The following is a 15,581-nucleotide window of genomic DNA, read 5'->3' as shown; positions in this document are numbered from 1 at the left end:
GGGGTTCTTCCGCTTTGGATTTCCGTCGTCATCCGGCGGCATGGCCCTCCCGGTTCTCCGCGAAGCCATGCACGTCTATCGCCTCACGGTGATCAAGGCGTCAGTCGGTTCTTTCCCGTCGGTCACGTTGATGATCGTCGCTGCCTTTGTCCTGGCGACTATGCTTCCCGCGACGGCGTAATTGTTCAGCCACGTTCCGTTGACCCTGCGAAAATGGCTGTGTTACGCTCACGAATTCGCAATAGGAACGACCATGGCCGATGCCGTCGCGGAGCAAATTGCAGCGCTCAAAGACGAAGATTGGGCTATCCGCGAGGAGGCCGCCGCCATGCTGGGGACATTACGAGACCCGCGCGCCGTGGCGCCGCTGGTTTTGATGCTGCAGGATTCGGACCGCGCGGTGCGCGAGGCGGCGATCGGATCGTTGACGGCCATCGGAGCTCCCTCGGTTCCGGCTCTCGGGCTGTGTCTCTCAGATTCCCATCTAGCGGTCCAGGAAGCTGCCTCCGCGGTGCTGGCCTGCATCGCCGATGAACGGGTGCTGGCCCAGCTCCTGGCCGCGCTCGGTAACAAAGATTGGATCGTCCGGATGCACGCGGCCAAAGCCTTGGGCCGCATCAAGAATTCTGAAGCCGTCGAACCCTTGATTCCATTGTTGCAGGACAAGGTGAAGGCGGTTCGCGAGGAAACGACGGCAGCGCTGGTCGCCATCGGGGACGCGGCCATTCCCTCACTGCTAACGGCACTGGCCGATGCCGATTGGCTCGTCCGCCTCCATGCGGTGGAAGCGCTGGGGAAAATGAAGTCGTCGGCCGCGGTCGAGCCGTTATTATCGGCGCTGTTCAACGATCGTGATGCCGCTGTTCGGGAGGATATCGTGCGGGCCCTCGGCCAGATCGGAGACGGCCGGGCCGTCGAATTCCTGATGCTGGCCATGAAGGAGCCGGGTTTGCGCCTGCTGGCCGTGGAAGCCCTGGGTCAGATCGGTGATCAGCGCGCGGTGCCGGTACTGATCAAGGTTCTGGAAGGATCGGATCAGCCGCCGGACTCACGCGTCATCGCCGGCTGCGGAGACAATTGGAGCGAGGAAATGGTGACGATGGCGGCTGCGGCGCGGGCCCTCGGAGCTCTCGGAGATGAGGCGGCGATTCCTTCTTTGATCAGGGCCTTGCGCCATACGATTACGAGGGCCGATGCCGCCGGTTCATTGGCGTACTTCGGAAGCAAGGTCATCGCTCCGTTGCTGACGATGTTGTCGCAGGAGACGGACGAGAATCTCCGGTTTCACGTGAATGAAACGCTGACCAAGGTCGGCTGGCGCCCGGGTCGAGTGTAGCGCGCCCCGCACGGCTCCACGCTGGCCGTCATTCGCCATGTTGTGCTATGTCGAAGGAAAGTATTGAAACGCTCGTCGCCGAGCTGGTCCACGAGGAAGATTGGCGACGCATGAGAGCCACAGCGGCCTGCTTGGCCGGAGGCCCCAAGGCGGTACAGGCCTTGATCGACGCCATGCATTCGGGACCGCCCGTGCTGAAACAGGAAGCGGCGGCCATGTTGGCTCGAATCAAAGACCCGCATGCCGGTGTGGCCTTGGTCGGATTGCTGGAAGACGGAGAAGCGGCCGTGCGAAAGTCCGGTGCCACCGCATTGGAACAAATGGCCGGTGTGCTCGATACGGAAACCGCGGCTGCGTTGGTTGCATTGCTCCCGAAGACCGAGGAAGGTGAAACCAAGCGGCTCGTCACGCATCTGGTCGGAGCAATTCCTACCGCCGTCGTGCCTCTGTGTCAGATGATGAAGCATCCGGATCCCGACGCGCAGGTGACTGCCGCGCTGATGTTGGATCAATTGTTGGATCCTCGATCCGTCGATGCGTTCATCGACGCAATGGGCCAGCCCGCCGTACGGGACATCGCGGTCGGCACGCTGAGAAAACTTGGCGCCATCCGAGAGCGGATCGACGGCACCTTCGACGCATTGCGCGACGTCGAAGGCGCCAGCGAGCGCGAGGAGGCTCGAATGGCGACGGTGGTGGATCTGCTCGGGATCGGCCGTCCAGCGGTGGAAATCTTGATCGAATACCTGGAAGACGAGGATTGGCTCGTACGTGAAGCCGCGGCGGACTTACTCGGGAAGATCGCGGACGTGCGGGCGGTTGAGCCACTCATGCGGCGGCTTCAACACGACAAGGATACCGGGGTGAAGGAGCTGGCCATCAAGGCGCTCGGACTTATCGGTGACGCCCGTCCTACGGCCCTGTATTTGGAGGCCATTCCGATCCGACCTCTCCGCGTCTATGCGATGGAAGCGCTGGCAAAAATCAAAGACGTCGAAGTCTTGCGGCCTCACAAGGAGCTCTTCGACCGCCTGCGGACGGATCGTGACGGATTGGTAGCCTACAATGCCGGGTTGATTGCCGACAAGCTCGAGGCATTGACCGCAGAACCTGCCGGAGATCAGATAGGAGACCAGGAAGGACAGAGTCATGAGTGACGGGGAAATGCCGGATCGGATCGACCAGTTGATCAGCGCGTTGCGCGATGACAACGAAGCGCTGAGGGACCATGCGATCGCAAGTTTGAGCCAGGTGGGAGAAGAAGCGATCGGTCCGTTGATCGGCCTCATGGCCGACGAAGACGTATTGATTCGGGAGGCCGCCACGACTGCCGTGGTCCGAATCGGGCCTGCCGCCGTCGATCGATTGATCGATGCGGTAGAGGACGACGAATGGGCAATTCGAGAGCAGGCGGCTTCGGGGTTGGGCAAGCTGAAAGATCCTCGCGGCGTCGAGCCGCTGGTAAAGGCGCTAAAGGACAAAGACGGTGCGGTCCGAACGGCCGCGGTCTGGGCGCTTGAGCGTATTGGCGATTCGCGCGCCGTTCCGGGCCTCGTGGATGCGCTCACCGACAGTACGTTGCGGGAAGACGTCGCGCGTGTCCTGAAGAAGATCGGCGATTCGCGTGCGGTGGACGCGCTCATCGAGGGATTGCTCGGCAACAATTGGATGGTGCGGCGTCATGCGGCCGAAGCACTGGGGAAAATCGGTGATCATCGCGGAGTCGGCCCCTTGATCGAATCACTGAAGGATGAAGATTGGCTCGTGCGGAGGAACGCGGCGGAATCACTGGCGCGGCTGGGGGCGAAACAGGCGATCGATCCGTTGCTCCCTCTGCTCGAAGACGAAAACACGATGGTGCAAGAAACCGTCGAAGGGGTGCTGGCGAGCTTGGGGTGGAAATCGGCACCCTAGCCGTGCCGGGCCTCTTGTACGGCGCAGATGTGCGGGACAATTTGTGAACCTCCACTCCCGAGTAAAGAAGGATGTACATCATGGCGGATGAAGCTCCGGCGAAATTGATTCAGATCGGTCCCAAAGGCGGGGCCAAGAAGGACGGGTTCAATCTCGTCACGGAACGGGTCGTGGCGGTCAATCCCGAGGCCAAGCAGGTCGAAGTGGAGCTCTTGGCCTATGACGGCAAGACCGTGCTCCTGGACGTCGACGAAGAAGCGCTCGAGGAACTCAAACAGCTCAAGGTCGGCGACGGCGCGACGATCCGCGTCATCGAAGAAGGCGGCCGACGCGTTGCGAAGAGCTTTCGTATCCGTCCGAAGGATCCCACGGCGGCCCGCGCCGACGCCATGCTGCTCGATTTGAAGGATACCCATTGGCTTAACAGAAAGTATGCGGCGGAGATCTTGGGAGAGTTGAAGGAAGGCCGGGCGGTCAAGCCTCTGGTGGAAGCGTTGACCGACGAGGTCGGGGATGTCCGGCAGCGCGCTTATGATTCGCTGATCAAGATCGGGGGGGCAGCGGTATCTTCGCTCGTGCCGCTGCTGGTCTCCGAGGAAGATGAACTGCGCCAGTCCGTGACGGAGATCATCCGCAAAATCGGCAAACCGGCGGTTGAGCCGCTGGCCACCGCATTGGCAGAAGCCGACGATCGGTTGAAAACGCGCATTCTGAAAGTATTGGATCGAATGGGCTACAAGCCGAAGGCGAAAGACGAAGAGAAGGCTGAGGTGCCCCGCCTCACCTAGCCGTTCTTTGCCCGGACGACAGGGTCCTGGGGCGCCCGTCCGACCGAGACGTGGTGAAACCCGAGGCTCGTGACCCGGCTCGATTCATAGACATTGCGGAGGTCGACGAGCACCGGTTTCCGCATGATGGTCTTGAGCTTCGCGAAGTCGAGATTTCTGAACTCATTCCATTCGGTCATCAAGACCAACGCATCTGCTCCGGTCGCCGCATCGTAAGGATCCTTGCAGGCAATCATGCCCGGAAGGATTTGCGCCGCTTCTTCAAGGGCGGCCGGGTCATAGCCGCGAAGACCGGCTCCGGACTGCATCAGGGCCTGTGCGATCGCCAGCGCCGGAGCCTCACGCAGGTCGTTGGTATTCGGCTTGAAGGAAAGCCCGAGCATGGCGATGGTCGAACCCTTGATTGTGCCCAATACCGCGGAGATTTTGTCGATCATGCGGTCGCGCTGCTGTGAATTGACTGTCGCGGCGGCTTGGGCGATTTGCATCGGATAGCCGGCTCGGTCTCCCATCTGCACCAGCGCGGCCAGGTCTTTGGGAAAACAAGATCCTCCGAATCCCGGGCCGGCGTGCAGGAACTTTGAACCGATGCGGTGATCCAACCCCATTCCTTTCGACACCATCTGAACGTCGGCTCCGACCCGCTCGCACAGCGTGGCGATTTCATTGATGAACGAAATTTTTGTCGCCAGAAAGGCGTTCGAAGCATATTTGATCATTTCCGCAGTCGGTACATCGGTAACGACGAACGGGGTCTCGAGCAGATAGAGGGGCCGATAGAGATCCTTCATGATGCTCGCGGCTTGCTCGCTTTCGGAGCCGATGACGACCCGATTGGGGCGCATGAAATCTTCGATCGCTGAACCTTCGCGGAGGAATTCAGGGTTGGAGGCGACGTCGAACAAGACCTTCTTGGGCTGGTTGGCGCTGATGACCTTCTTGAGCAACTCTCCGGTACCGACGGGGACGGTCGATTTCGTCACGATGACTTTATATGACGTCATCGTTCGCGCGATGCCTCGGCCGACCTCTTCGACATACGACAGATCAGCCGACCCGTCCTTTTTCGGAGGAGTGCCCACGGCGATAAAGATGACCTGCCCGTGGTCGACGGCGCGCGTCAGATCGGTGGTAAAACTCAATCGGCTCTGGCTGATTCCCTTGGCGACGAGTTCGGTGATGCCAGGCTCATAGAACGGTACGTCGCCCTTCTCAAGCCGAGCGATGCGTTTCGCGTCCGTGTCCATGCACAGGACATTGACGCCGAATTCGGCGAAGCACGCTCCGCTCACCAATCCGACGTATCCTGTTCCGATCACGCTAATCTGCATCTTCTCTCCTCCTTCAGCGGTGATTCGACGACGAGGCAGAGTATATCTTTACTTCCTGCGAGCGGGCAACGGATGCCGGAAAGTCAGCTGCCCGTCGGTAGGCAGGCGATTCATTGACAGCTTTGGGCGGCTCTGCGTACTATGAGCGCCCTCCATTCGAAAGGCCTAGAAGATCGATGTCATTCTCCTGTCGTCCGTTGAATATCTGGCATGAACTCGTCGCGTAACTCCTCTCACACCCCTCGCTGGTATCTATTAGTCACTGCCTTCATCACCGGTGCTGTCGTTATGGCGCTGGAAATACTCGGCAGCCGTTTGCTGGCACCGGTGTTCGGCAATTCGCTGTTCGTCTGGGGAGCGCTGATTGGAGTTATTCTGGCCGCCATGAGCAGCGGATATGCTTTCGGAGGCTGGATGTCCGACCGATACCCCGGCGCTAGAGTGCTGGCCTGCCTGCTGTTGTTTTCCGGTTCATGGACCTTTCTGATCGCCTGGCTGAGCCAGCCAGTGTTGTTCAGGGTGGCCGCAGCGATTGAGGATCCCCGCTGGGGACCCTGTGCTGCAGCAGGACTGCTGCTTGCGCCCCCTGCGTTCGGCCTCAGTGGGGTGCTGCCGGCAATGTTGCGATTGGCGGTGTCCGATCTCAACCATCTTGGTCGTCACACGGGCCGCATGATCGCGTTGTCGACCGTAGGAAGTTTGGCGGGAACTTGGGGAACCGCCTTTTTTTTCCTGTCCTGGATCGGGAGTCATGCGCTTGTCGGGTGGCTGGGCGCCATTCAGGTCGGCCTTGGATTCTGGTGGTTGTTGAAGGGCACGGCTCCGAGGGCGCTCGTTGTCGCGGCGTTAGTGCTGGGTATGAGCGGACTGGGAGTCGGCGCGATCAATCCTGTCGAAATGCTCAAGGCCCCGGTCTACCAGGAAGACAGCCCCTACCAACAGGTCCGCATTCGGGACGACGAGCTCTTCCGCTACCTGATACTCGATCGGACGTTTCACGCGGTCATGTGGAAGGCTGAGCCGATCACGCTGTTCCTTCCGTATAGTCAGTTGATGGTATCCTCCTTGGCCTGGGTGCCCGAACCAAAGCGAGGCTTGATTTTCGGCCATGGCGGCGGGTCCTTCGCCAAATGGCTGGCTCATCGATGGCCCGAATTAGAACTGGATGTGGTGGAGTTCGACCCCGTTGTGGTGAGGATAGCCGAGGAGTTTTTCTCGTATCAGGCGCCGTCTCACCATCATGTCTATGCCCGCGACGCTCGGGTGTTTCTGAACGGTACGAAGGAGTCCTACGATCTGATATGGGTGGATGCGTTCGCTCGCCACATGATCCCCTTCCACCTGACCACCAAGGAATTTTTCTCGGAGCTGCGCGCACACCTGAAACCAGACGGAGTATTGGCAGTAAATCTGGCCTCCTCAGGAGAGGGTGGGGATCTTCTCAGGGCCAGCGCGGTGGTGCAGACTATGAAAGAGTCCTTTTCGACTATCCAGACTTATGCGGTCAAAGGTCCATGGCCATCACTGAAGAAGGCTGAGAATCTGATTTTTTTTGCCGGTCTGGCAATTGAGAGTCAGCCTCCGGAAGATTTGGCGATCAAAGTCACAGCCATGGTCGAACACCAACGCCTTCCTCCGGAATCGATCGCCCTACTGAGTACCCGCCGGACCGAACCCTGGAAGCCGGGAGAAATACTCACTGACGATTATGCACCGTATGACCTTCTAATCGGTTCGAATGTTCGAGAAAGTCGCTCTGAGTAGACAGCTAATAAGATATTGAATCTATAGCATTGTTCTGTTGGAAATCGCTCAACCTAGCAAGGAGTGGTTCTGTCAGACGGCTTGATTAACGTTCTTGCTTCCGTTTTCCCCGCTATGATATAAGGAGCCCTCCTTGAGAGCGATATGACAATAAGATTCAATCAAAGTACGCAGTTGAGTGGTCGTCGGAGCGGTCAAGGCTACCTGGTCCGAGCGGTAGTTATTTACCAATCTAATCACATCTCTTCTTCTTTTTAAGGAGGTAGGTCATGGGCAAGACGACGATGTTGGGAGTCTTCTTCGGCCTCGTGATGGTCATTGCTGGGGCATCGGCGGTGTTGGCGCACCAGGCTGGCGGAGTCGAAGTCGGTGACTGGGAAACCGGTTCTGTGGTCGGCCAGCCATTCAAAGAATTGGATGTGGACGCAGAGCTCTATTCGGTCGAGATCGGGAACATGAAGACCTGGTATCCTCCCACGACGGTAATTGACTTCAAAGTCCGTCCCGGACGTCCAGTTCTTCTGAAGGTCACCAATAACGGCACAACCGAACATGGATTCCAACTGACCGACGCGACGACTCAGGCGGCTCCGACCGCAGTGAATGCCAAGTTGGTCCTCAAGCCCGGTGAAACGAAATACGTGGGTATTCCTACCAGCGATCTGTTCTACGCGACGATGGGAAATACTCTCAACTATCGCTGCCACCTCCATCCGGCTCACGTCGGTGGTAAGTTGGTAATGATCAAGTAGTCGTTTGACCGAGATTTGGTGATGACGACAACGCCCCCCGTCGCATGACGCGGCGGGGGGCGTTACGTTTTATACCTGTTCTTCCCTTCAGGCAGACTGTTCCGGCCGGCATTCCGCGCCTGGCTCCAAGGGAATATTTTGCGATCCCTTGAGTTCCCCCGCCACGATCAACAGTAGAAATCGGTTCAGCGTCGGTTCGGGATCTCGACGGTCCTGTACTATTGTATGGACATCGATGATGATCTCGTCGCCGTCCCATTGCGTTTCATTGATAATCCAGTAGTGCGTAGCGGCTTCCGGAAACCGTTGCGTGACAAATTGCTCAATGATCGTTCCCACGTCACTGGCGACAGCCGATGAAGGGATAGGCGGAAAATGAGGTTCGAACAACAACGCAACCGCACTGAGCAGCACAGGAAAGGCCCATCGGTTTGCCATAAGGAACCTCCATGGCAGCGGTAAAGGCGGGAACGATATATCCTACCTGGAATTCTACTGCCGAGGTGGTCTGAAGTCTATCAAGTCACGCGAGACAATGGGCCAGACGAGGGCTAGACAAGGAGGCCCCGTCGCCCTGATGCAGGCGACGGGGCCTTCTGAATCAAAATTCAAATGACGGAATAAAATAAACTTGAGGTTCCAGCCGTCAGTTGCGGACTCCGCTCCAGATTTTTGCGGGATCAATGGTCTTATCCGGATTTAGAGACTTCGCCTTTTCGAGCAATACGTCCGTCGTTTCGGGATAGGCGGGGTCGGAGATACAGCAATTGTCGACCGGACAGACGGCAGCACATTGAGGTTCATCGAAGTGTCCGACACATTCTGTGCATCGGTCGTGGGTGATCACGTAAATATTGTCGCCGACTCCCTGGCCGTCTCCTACATGGTTTCCCTTCGTTTCCGCATCGCTACGGGTTTCGAAGATTGCCTCGTTCGGACATTCAGGAAGGCAGGCTCCACAGGAGATACATTCATCGGTAATCAACAGTGCCATGACCCTCGCCTCCTTCTCGCCTCGGTGAAACAGCAAACAAACACAATTGACAAGCCCGCCACAGCACGACATAGTGGCGCGACAGCTGTGCGCATTCTATTCTGCCGCTCTTTTCCAAGTCAACAGAACGGAGTCGGTCAGAAGGCCTAGATGCCCTGATATTGTTGGGCCTTTGGGCCCAGCGGCTTCTCAAAGGCCGATGCAGGGAGACGGTATAACGCATTACTATGTCCACACCCCAGCCCATCGATCGACAGCAACGGAAATCACGGATCATCACGCTTGTGCTTCTGGCGATCTTGCTCATGAGTCTCTCGACATTTCTGGTGCAACGGGAAGACGCGAAGACGATCATCGTGACGTTTCCCACGGGAACGGAATTGGAGGCGGAAGTGGCGGACACGCCGGAAAAGCTGCTCTTCGGCTTGGCCTTCCAAGAGGCATTGCCCCCGAACGGAGGAATGATCTATATCTTTGAGCAGGCTGGGGCTCACCGGGTTACCACCAAGGAATACCGATTTGCGGTGGACTTGATCTGGATTGACGAACAGCACCAGGTTGTTCAGCTGCTGGAGAAGGTCGAGCCCTGTCGAAAGGATCCGTGCCCGTGGTACGGCCCTCCGCCCGTGGCGGTCCGCTATTTGATCGAAGCCGCGGCCGGTTTCATCAAAGAGAAGGGCGTCGGGGTCGGCGACGAATTGAAGTACACGCTGCGAATGTAATGTCAGCGTACAGAATGGGCGGGCAGAGAAGGTTGCGATGGCCTTCAGCGCACCCGTTCAACCGCCGGGGAGAATACGTGGTGACAATGGAAGGGTTTCAATTGGTCGGTTCCGTCGAGGATATTCCGCCGGGACAGTCCAAGGTCGTGACTATCAACAATCGTGCGATCGTTCTGTTCAATATCGAAGGCCAGTACTTTGCCATCTATAACATTTGTCCTCATGAGGGCGGGCCATTGAATGAGGGGCGTTTGAAAGGATTCGTTGTCTCCTGTCCTTGGCACGACCTGGCTTTCGACATTCGAAATGGACGGGGAACTGACGGGGGTGGCTATTGTGTCGGAAGCTATGAAGTCCGAGTGTTGGACGGGGAGATTTTCGTCGGCCCGCGTCGCAAAACATGACCGGCGCGGTAGAGGCCACCGGTAGAAGGCAGGACCACCCATGACGACCAGCCCGGATGAAGGGAGCCACTCGTCGAATGCGGATGTCAAGGCCATTCAGGCCGTCGTCGGCCGGCCGATCACCATACATTTATGGGAGGATCGGACGCGAGGAGAGCAGTGGGTTCCGAGCTATGATGCCGCGTCGCTCGCGTTGCTCGGAGATGAGTATCTCCGCGTCGCCGGCAACAACGCAGTGGACAATGGCACAAGAACGTTCGAGTTTCAGCCGATCAAGCCGGGCAACGTCCACATCATCTTTGAGAAGCGCATGGGGTGGAAATTTACGGCCGAGGACCGGCGCGTATTCTCCATCTCGGTTTCCGGTTCCGGCTTACAGGGAGGTCTCTGACGTGCCGGAAGTGGCCTTCCTTAACGGACGATTTCTCCCGCTAGCCGACGCAACGGTCTCAATCGAGGACCGAGGATTTCAGTTCGGCGACGGAGTGTACGAAGTCATTCGCACCTACCGCGGCCGGCCCTTCGAAGTCGCGGCGCATCTCGCGCGCCTTGATCGGAGCGCGCGAGCGATCCAGTTGCATCAGCCCTATCCCGAGGCCAGATGGTCACAACTGATTCTGGAGGGGATCGAACGAGCAGCCTATCCGGAAAGCAAGATCTATCTTCAGGTCACACGAGGGGCTGCTCCCCGTGACCACAGCTACGCCGCCGACCTCGTTCCGACAGTGGTGATGACTGTTCGTGAGTTGCAGCCGATTGCCGCTGCAGTAAAGAGTCGCGGCGTGGCGGCCATGACGACGGAAGACATTCGGTGGGGGCGCTGTGATGTGAAGAGCATCAACCTTCTGGCCAACGTGCTCGCGCGCCAGCAGGCCAAGCAGACCGGTGTGTACGAAACGATTCTGGTCAAGGACGGCAGCGTAACAGAAGGATCCGTCAGTAACGTCGTTGTCGTTCGAGACGGATCGCTGATCACGGCTCCGGAAGGGCCAAGGATCCTTTCGGGGGTAACCCGGGCCGTGGTGCTGCGACTTGCGCGCGACCATGGTGTGGCCGTCCATGAGCGCTATCCCTCGCAAGGGGACCTATTCGCTGCGGAAGAAGTCTTTCTGACCGGTACGACAGTGGAGGTTCTGGGAGTCGTTGAGATCGACGGCAAAACCGTTGGCTCCGGCCAGCCGGGCCGTTTGACCAACCGAATTGCCGAGTGGTTTTCAGCGCAAACCGTCTGACGGTCCCCTTGCTTTGGCAGGGGTGGCATGGTATGGTGCTGCCGCGTAAAGTGGGCTCAGGCCCACTTTTTTGTTTGATCAGGTAATAACCAGCGAGAGAACGGGGCTGAAGGAGTCGGTGAAAGAGTCCCGACCTGTCGTCGAACGCATCACGGAAGCGATCTCTCCCATCCTCTGGACGTTAGGACTCGAACTCGTCGATGTCCTATGTGTGGGACAGGGGTCGCGGTCGGTGATCCGGGTGTTTATCGATAAGCCGGGGGGCGTGACCCTGGACGACTGCGAGCGGGCCCATGTTGCCCTGGGACCGGCGCTTGATGTCGCAGATCCGTTCCCTCATGCCTACACGCTCGAGGTGTCCTCTCCGGGCCTGGACAGACCGTTCAAGCGGATTCAGGATTATCGGCGAGCTATCGGGAAGCGGATTAGCCTCAAACTCAAGGAGCCTCGTGCCGGGCAGTGGCGCATCGTCGGCCGGCTGAACGATGTGACCGAACAGGCGGTGACGATTGCGGTCGCCGATCCGTCTCCTGAGCGGGTCATGAACCTTGATTTCGAATCAATTGCAGAGGCCAGGCTCGTAGTCACATGGTGAGCGTCGGCGGACACAGCGGGGAGAGCGAGCGATGAATCGAGAACTCATTTCGGTGATCGACGAGATCGGGCGTCAGAAGGGCATCGACAAGACGAAAGTCATCGGCGCCATTGAGGCCGCATTGCAGACGGCCGCCAAAAAGCGTTTCGGGCAGGCCGAGAATATTCAAGTTGAGATCGATGCCAAGACCGGCGAAATCTCGGTTGTCTCCAAGAAGATCATCGTCGATGCAGTGACGAATCCCAAAGCCGAAATTTCGCTGAAGGAAGCTAGGCAATACGACAGCGAAGCGGAGGTCGGAGACGAAATCGGTTCGTTGATCGAGATGGACGAATTGGGACGCATTGCCGCGCAGACTGCGAAGCAGGTCATCTTCCAGAAGGTCCGTGAAGCGGAGTGGGAGGCGGTCCAAAAAGAATACTCGACCCGGCAGGGTGATCTGGTCAACGGCATCATCCTGGGAATGGAGCGCCGCAACTATCTGGTCGATCTCGGTAAGACCGAGGCGGTCCTTCCTATTCAGGAGCAGATTCCCCGGGAGACCTATCGCCGGGGCGACCGGGTCAAAGCCATGTTGCTGGAAGTGCGGCGGACCCCGAAAGACGTTCAAGTCATCCTCACTCGAAGCCACCCGCAGTTCGTCTCGAAGCTGTTTGAATTGGAAGTGCCCGAGGTCATGGAAAAGATCGTGGAGATCAAGGCGGTGGTGCGCGAGCCGGGCGACCGGACCAAAATCGCCGTAACCTCGCGGGAGAAAGCCGTCGATCCGGTCGGGGCCTGTGTCGGCATCAAAGGCTCGCGGGTCCAAGCCGTGGTGAGGGAATTGAGGGGCGAGAAAATCGACATCATTACCTGGACCACGGATCCGCGGGTGTTCATCGCCGAGGCACTGAATCCGGCCACTATCGAAAAGGTGGGTGTGGATGAGGAGAAGAAATCCGCCCTGGTCGTCGTGGCCGATTCTCAATTGTCTCTGGCAATCGGCAAGAACGGGCAGAACGTTCGGCTGGCCGCCCGATTGACTGGGTGGAAAATCGATATCATCAGCGCCACGGAGTACGAAAAAGAAAAGGCGGAACGGGATCGGGAAATCAAGGCCGCGCTGGCCGAAGAGGCCGAAGCGCAGCGGCAGCAGGAAGAAGCTCGACAACAGGAGAAAGCCCAGGCCGAGGCAGGAGAATAGAGCCCGTCGAATCGGGCTGGGTACAAGATTGTTATGCGCGTCTATGAATTGGCGAAACAGCTTGGGATGGAGAATCGAGACCTGATTCCCGAACTCAAGCGAATGGGTATTGCGGTGGCTTCGCACAGCAGCGCGCTGGAAGAGGACGCTGTCAACAAGGCACTGGAGAAACTGGGTCCCAAACACAAACTCTCCACGAAGGAAGCGGATGGAGGCCGTGGCGGCCATCGCGACGCCGATCATCAACCGGCGGTCGGGAAGACCGTCGCTGCGTCCGTCGAAGAAGCCGCCAAACCGGATAAACGCCGCATCCTCATCAAGCGAAAAAAAGCCGATGAAAGTCCGGCCGAGGAAGCGGTCGCACCGGTCATTGCCGGTCCTTCTTCCGGGACCGCACCCGAGTTGACGGCCCCGTCGCCCGCTGCGCCTTCCCATTCGGAAAGTGTTGTTGCACCCTTTCCAGAACCGCAATCCTTGAGCGGAGCAACTCCGTCGGCGCCTCCACCGGTATCGGTTCAGACGCAGACCCCTCCGGTCAAACCTCCGATTCCAGGTGGCGATGCGGCTGCCGGCAAGAAGAAGACCTTGGAGGAACTCCAGGCCGAAGGCCTGAAGGAGAAGTTGAAGAAAGCGCGGAAGCCCGGGCGCTCGCGAGAAGAAGACGACGCACGGGTACGGGAGGATGCTGCACGGTGGCAGGATCTCCGCGCCATTCCCGTTCAGCGGCGTGAGGATCGGGCTCGGCATGTTCACCATAGCACGCCGGGGGAAATTACGAAGCCTCGCAAGAAGGGCGTGAAGCTCTCGCCGGGGACCACGGTCAAGGAGTTCGCCGAACTGATCGGGCAACGACCGGCGGACATCGTGCGCAAGCTCATGGACATGGGTCAGATGTTGACCTTCAATCAGCCGATGAATACCGAGGTCGCGCTTATGATCGCCGAGGAAAGCGGCATCAGAGTGGATATTTCGGTCGAAAAGGCGGGAGAAGAATTGCTGGAAGATCTCGTTTCAACCGAAGGAGAGGGCCGTCCGGAGCCGAGGCCCCCCGTGGTGACCATCATGGGCCACGTGGATCATGGAAAGACCTCGCTGCTGGATGCGATTCGTGAAACCAAGGTAGCGGAAGGTGAAGCCGGCGGCATCACGCAGCATATCGGGGCCTACACCGTGACCGTCCGCGGGAAGCAGGTCACGTTTCTGGATACGCCGGGCCACGAAGCGTTTACCGCCATGCGAGCACGCGGCGCTAAAGTCACTGACATTGTCATTCTCGTCGTGGCAGCCGACGACGGGGTGATGCCGCAGACCATCGAGGCCATCCACCATGCCAAGGCGGCGGGCGTCCCGCTTATCGTGGCCATGAACAAGATCGACAAGCCGACTGCCAATCCCGATCGTGTCAGAAATGCGCTGTCGGAGCACGGTCTGATCTCCGAAGCGTGGGGTGGAGACACCATTATGGTGGAGGTGTCCGCCAAACAAAAGACGGGCCTCGATCAGTTGCTCGAAATGATTCTACTGCAGGCCGAAATTCTGGAGCTAAAGGCGGATCCGCACGTCTTAGCCAAAGGCGCCGTGGTCGAAGCAAAGCTCGAGCGGGGTCGCGGGCCGGTTGCCACCGTGTTGATACAGAGCGGCACGCTGCATGTCGGAGATGTCTTCGTCGTAGGGTCCTTTAGCGGCAAGGTCCGGGCGCTCATCAGCCATACCGGTGTCAAGGTCGAGAAGGCAGGTCCGTCCATTCCGGTCGAGGTGATCGGCTTGCCCGGGGTTCCCTCCGCCGGCGATGTCTTTCAAGCCGTCAAGGATGAGCGGGCGGCGCGGGAGATCGCCGAGGACCGAGCGCGTAAGCAACGAGCCGCTGAATTGGCTGGTTCGGGGAAGGTATCGCTAACCGATCTCTTTGCGAAGATTCAAGAAGGATCGGTCAAAGAATTGGCCCTGGTCATCAAGGCGGACGTCCAAGGGTCGTCCGAAGCGCTGGCTGCGGCGATCGAAAAACTTCCCACTGAACTCGTGAAGCTGCGTGTCATCCACAACGGTGTCGGCGGCGTCACCGAGTCTGACGTTCTATTGGCAGCGGCCTCAAACGCCATCATCATCGGATTCAACATCAGGCCGGAAACCAAGGCGTCCGCGTTGGCCGAAAAGGAAGGTGTCGACGTCCGGCTCTACACCATCATTTACGAGGCATTGGCCGACATCAAGGCGGCGATGGAAGGTCTATTGGAGCCGACGCTCAAAGAGCGTGTTCTGGGTCGTGCCGAAGTGCGGCAGGTCTTCTCGGTTTCCAAAGCCGGCACGATCGGCGGATCGTACGTGCTGGACGGCGCGATCACGCGGGCCAGCGCCGGCGTGCGGGTCATTCGTGACAATGTGGTGGTGTACCAGGGTAAGCTGGGATCGCTCCGTCGGTTCAAGGACGATGTGCGTGAAGTGCAGCAGGGGTATGAGTGCGGCATCGGAGTCGAGAATTTCAACGATATCAAGGCCGGAGACATTATCGAGGCCTATGCGATCGATAAGATCGCGGTCAAGCTGTGATGCGTAGGCTGTCGCCGCC

The 15,581-nt window shown here is 58.7% G+C and carries 17 protein-coding genes; 14 read left to right on the top strand and 3 right to left on the bottom strand.

The genetic code is table 11. The features are described 5' to 3' along the window. Positions 1 to 40: 40 nt before the first annotated feature. The 5 genes from NSJP_RS19125 (at position 41) to NSJP_RS03555 (ending at position 4,038) form a co-directional block, all read left to right on the top strand. Positions 41 to 181, top strand: a complete 141-nt coding sequence (locus NSJP_RS19125; protein WP_155969850.1) for a hypothetical protein — start codon at positions 41 to 43, stop codon at positions 179 to 181. 72 nt (positions 182 to 253) lie between these two features. Beyond that, a complete protein-coding gene (locus tag NSJP_RS03570) occupies positions 254 to 1,336 on the top strand; it encodes a HEAT repeat domain-containing protein (protein WP_080885561.1) in 1,083 nt (360 codons plus the stop codon). Positions 1,337 to 1,383: 47 nt separating this feature from the next. Further along, positions 1,384 to 2,493 carry a HEAT repeat domain-containing protein gene (locus NSJP_RS03565; protein WP_080885560.1) on the top strand — a complete coding sequence of 370 codons (1,110 nt, stop codon included), beginning with the start codon at positions 1,384 to 1,386 and terminating at the stop codon, positions 2,491 to 2,493. Next, positions 2,486 to 3,250 carry a HEAT repeat domain-containing protein gene (locus NSJP_RS03560; protein ID WP_080885559.1) on the top strand — a complete coding sequence of 255 codons (765 nt, stop codon included), beginning with the start codon at positions 2,486 to 2,488 and terminating at the stop codon, positions 3,248 to 3,250. The genes NSJP_RS03565 and NSJP_RS03560 overlap by 8 nt, the downstream gene beginning before the upstream one ends. A gap of 80 nt (positions 3,251 to 3,330) precedes the next feature. Continuing rightward, positions 3,331 to 4,038 (top strand): HEAT repeat domain-containing protein, encoded by a 708-nt coding sequence (locus tag NSJP_RS03555; RefSeq protein WP_172834130.1) that lies wholly within the window; start codon positions 3,331 to 3,333, stop codon positions 4,036 to 4,038. On the opposite strand, the gene NSJP_RS03550 is transcribed toward NSJP_RS03555, so the two are convergent. Then, a complete protein-coding gene (locus NSJP_RS03550; protein WP_080885557.1) occupies positions 4,035 to 5,369 on the bottom strand; it encodes a UDP-glucose dehydrogenase family protein in 1,335 nt (444 codons plus the stop codon). The genes NSJP_RS03555 and NSJP_RS03550 overlap by 4 nt on opposite strands. 210 nt (positions 5,370 to 5,579) lie before the next feature. Between NSJP_RS03550 and NSJP_RS03545 the strand changes: the two genes are divergently transcribed. Beyond that, a complete protein-coding gene (locus NSJP_RS03545; protein ID WP_155969848.1) occupies positions 5,580 to 7,133 on the top strand; it encodes a fused MFS/spermidine synthase in 1,554 nt (517 codons plus the stop codon). 269 nt (positions 7,134 to 7,402) lie between these two features. Further along, positions 7,403 to 7,885, top strand: a complete 483-nt coding sequence (locus NSJP_RS03540) for a hypothetical protein (protein ID WP_080885555.1) — start codon at positions 7,403 to 7,405, stop codon at positions 7,883 to 7,885. Positions 7,886 to 7,972: 87 nt separating this feature from the next. Here NSJP_RS03540 and NSJP_RS03535 read toward each other — a convergent pair whose 3' ends face one another. Continuing rightward, positions 7,973 to 8,323 (bottom strand): hypothetical protein, encoded by a 351-nt coding sequence (locus NSJP_RS03535; protein ID WP_080885554.1) that lies wholly within the window; start codon positions 8,321 to 8,323, stop codon positions 7,973 to 7,975. Positions 8,324 to 8,531: 208 nt separating this feature from the next. Then, positions 8,532 to 8,879: a 4Fe-4S dicluster domain-containing protein gene (locus NSJP_RS03530; RefSeq protein ID WP_080885553.1), complete on the bottom strand. Its 348-nt coding sequence runs from the start codon at positions 8,877 to 8,879 to the stop codon at positions 8,532 to 8,534. A gap of 227 nt (positions 8,880 to 9,106) precedes the next feature. On the opposite strand from NSJP_RS03530, the gene NSJP_RS03525 reads away from it, so the two are divergent. The 7 genes from NSJP_RS03525 to infB all read left to right on the top strand — a co-directional run bounded on the left by NSJP_RS03525 (position 9,107) and on the right by infB (position 15,562). Next, on the top strand, positions 9,107 to 9,601 hold the full coding sequence (locus tag NSJP_RS03525) for a DUF192 domain-containing protein (RefSeq protein WP_080885552.1): 495 nt from the start codon (positions 9,107 to 9,109) through the stop codon (positions 9,599 to 9,601). A gap of 86 nt (positions 9,602 to 9,687) precedes the next feature. Then, positions 9,688 to 10,005, top strand: coding sequence for a Rieske (2Fe-2S) protein (locus NSJP_RS03520; protein WP_231989555.1), 318 nt, complete (start codon positions 9,688 to 9,690; stop codon positions 10,003 to 10,005). A 40-nt stretch (positions 10,006 to 10,045) separates the two neighbouring features. Then, entirely contained in the window at positions 10,046 to 10,396 is a 351-nt protein-coding gene (locus tag NSJP_RS19600; protein ID WP_080885550.1) for a protease inhibitor I42 family protein, read from the top strand. Position 10,397: 1 nt separating this feature from the next. Beyond that, positions 10,398 to 11,237, top strand: a complete 840-nt coding sequence (gene dat, locus NSJP_RS03510) for a D-amino-acid transaminase (protein WP_080885549.1) — start codon at positions 10,398 to 10,400, stop codon at positions 11,235 to 11,237. 118 nt (positions 11,238 to 11,355) lie between these two features. Beyond that, positions 11,356 to 11,832, top strand: a complete 477-nt coding sequence (locus NSJP_RS03505; protein ID WP_172834128.1) for a ribosome maturation factor RimP — start codon at positions 11,356 to 11,358, stop codon at positions 11,830 to 11,832. A gap of 31 nt (positions 11,833 to 11,863) precedes the next feature. Beyond that, positions 11,864 to 13,015: a transcription termination factor NusA gene (nusA, locus tag NSJP_RS03500; protein WP_080885547.1), complete on the top strand. Its 1,152-nt coding sequence runs from the start codon at positions 11,864 to 11,866 to the stop codon at positions 13,013 to 13,015. A 33-nt stretch (positions 13,016 to 13,048) separates the two neighbouring features. Beyond that, positions 13,049 to 15,562 carry a translation initiation factor IF-2 gene (gene infB, locus NSJP_RS03495; RefSeq protein WP_080885546.1) on the top strand — a complete coding sequence of 838 codons (2,514 nt, stop codon included), beginning with the start codon at positions 13,049 to 13,051 and terminating at the stop codon, positions 15,560 to 15,562. Positions 15,563 to 15,581: the final 19 nt, after the last annotated feature.

The organism is Nitrospira japonica (assembly GCF_900169565.1).
Lineage (GTDB): Bacteria > Nitrospirota > Nitrospiria > Nitrospirales > Nitrospiraceae > Nitrospira_C > Nitrospira_C japonica_A.
Note: the sequence above shows the minus strand (reverse complement) of the source record. Positions and strands in the feature narration are given on the sequence as shown.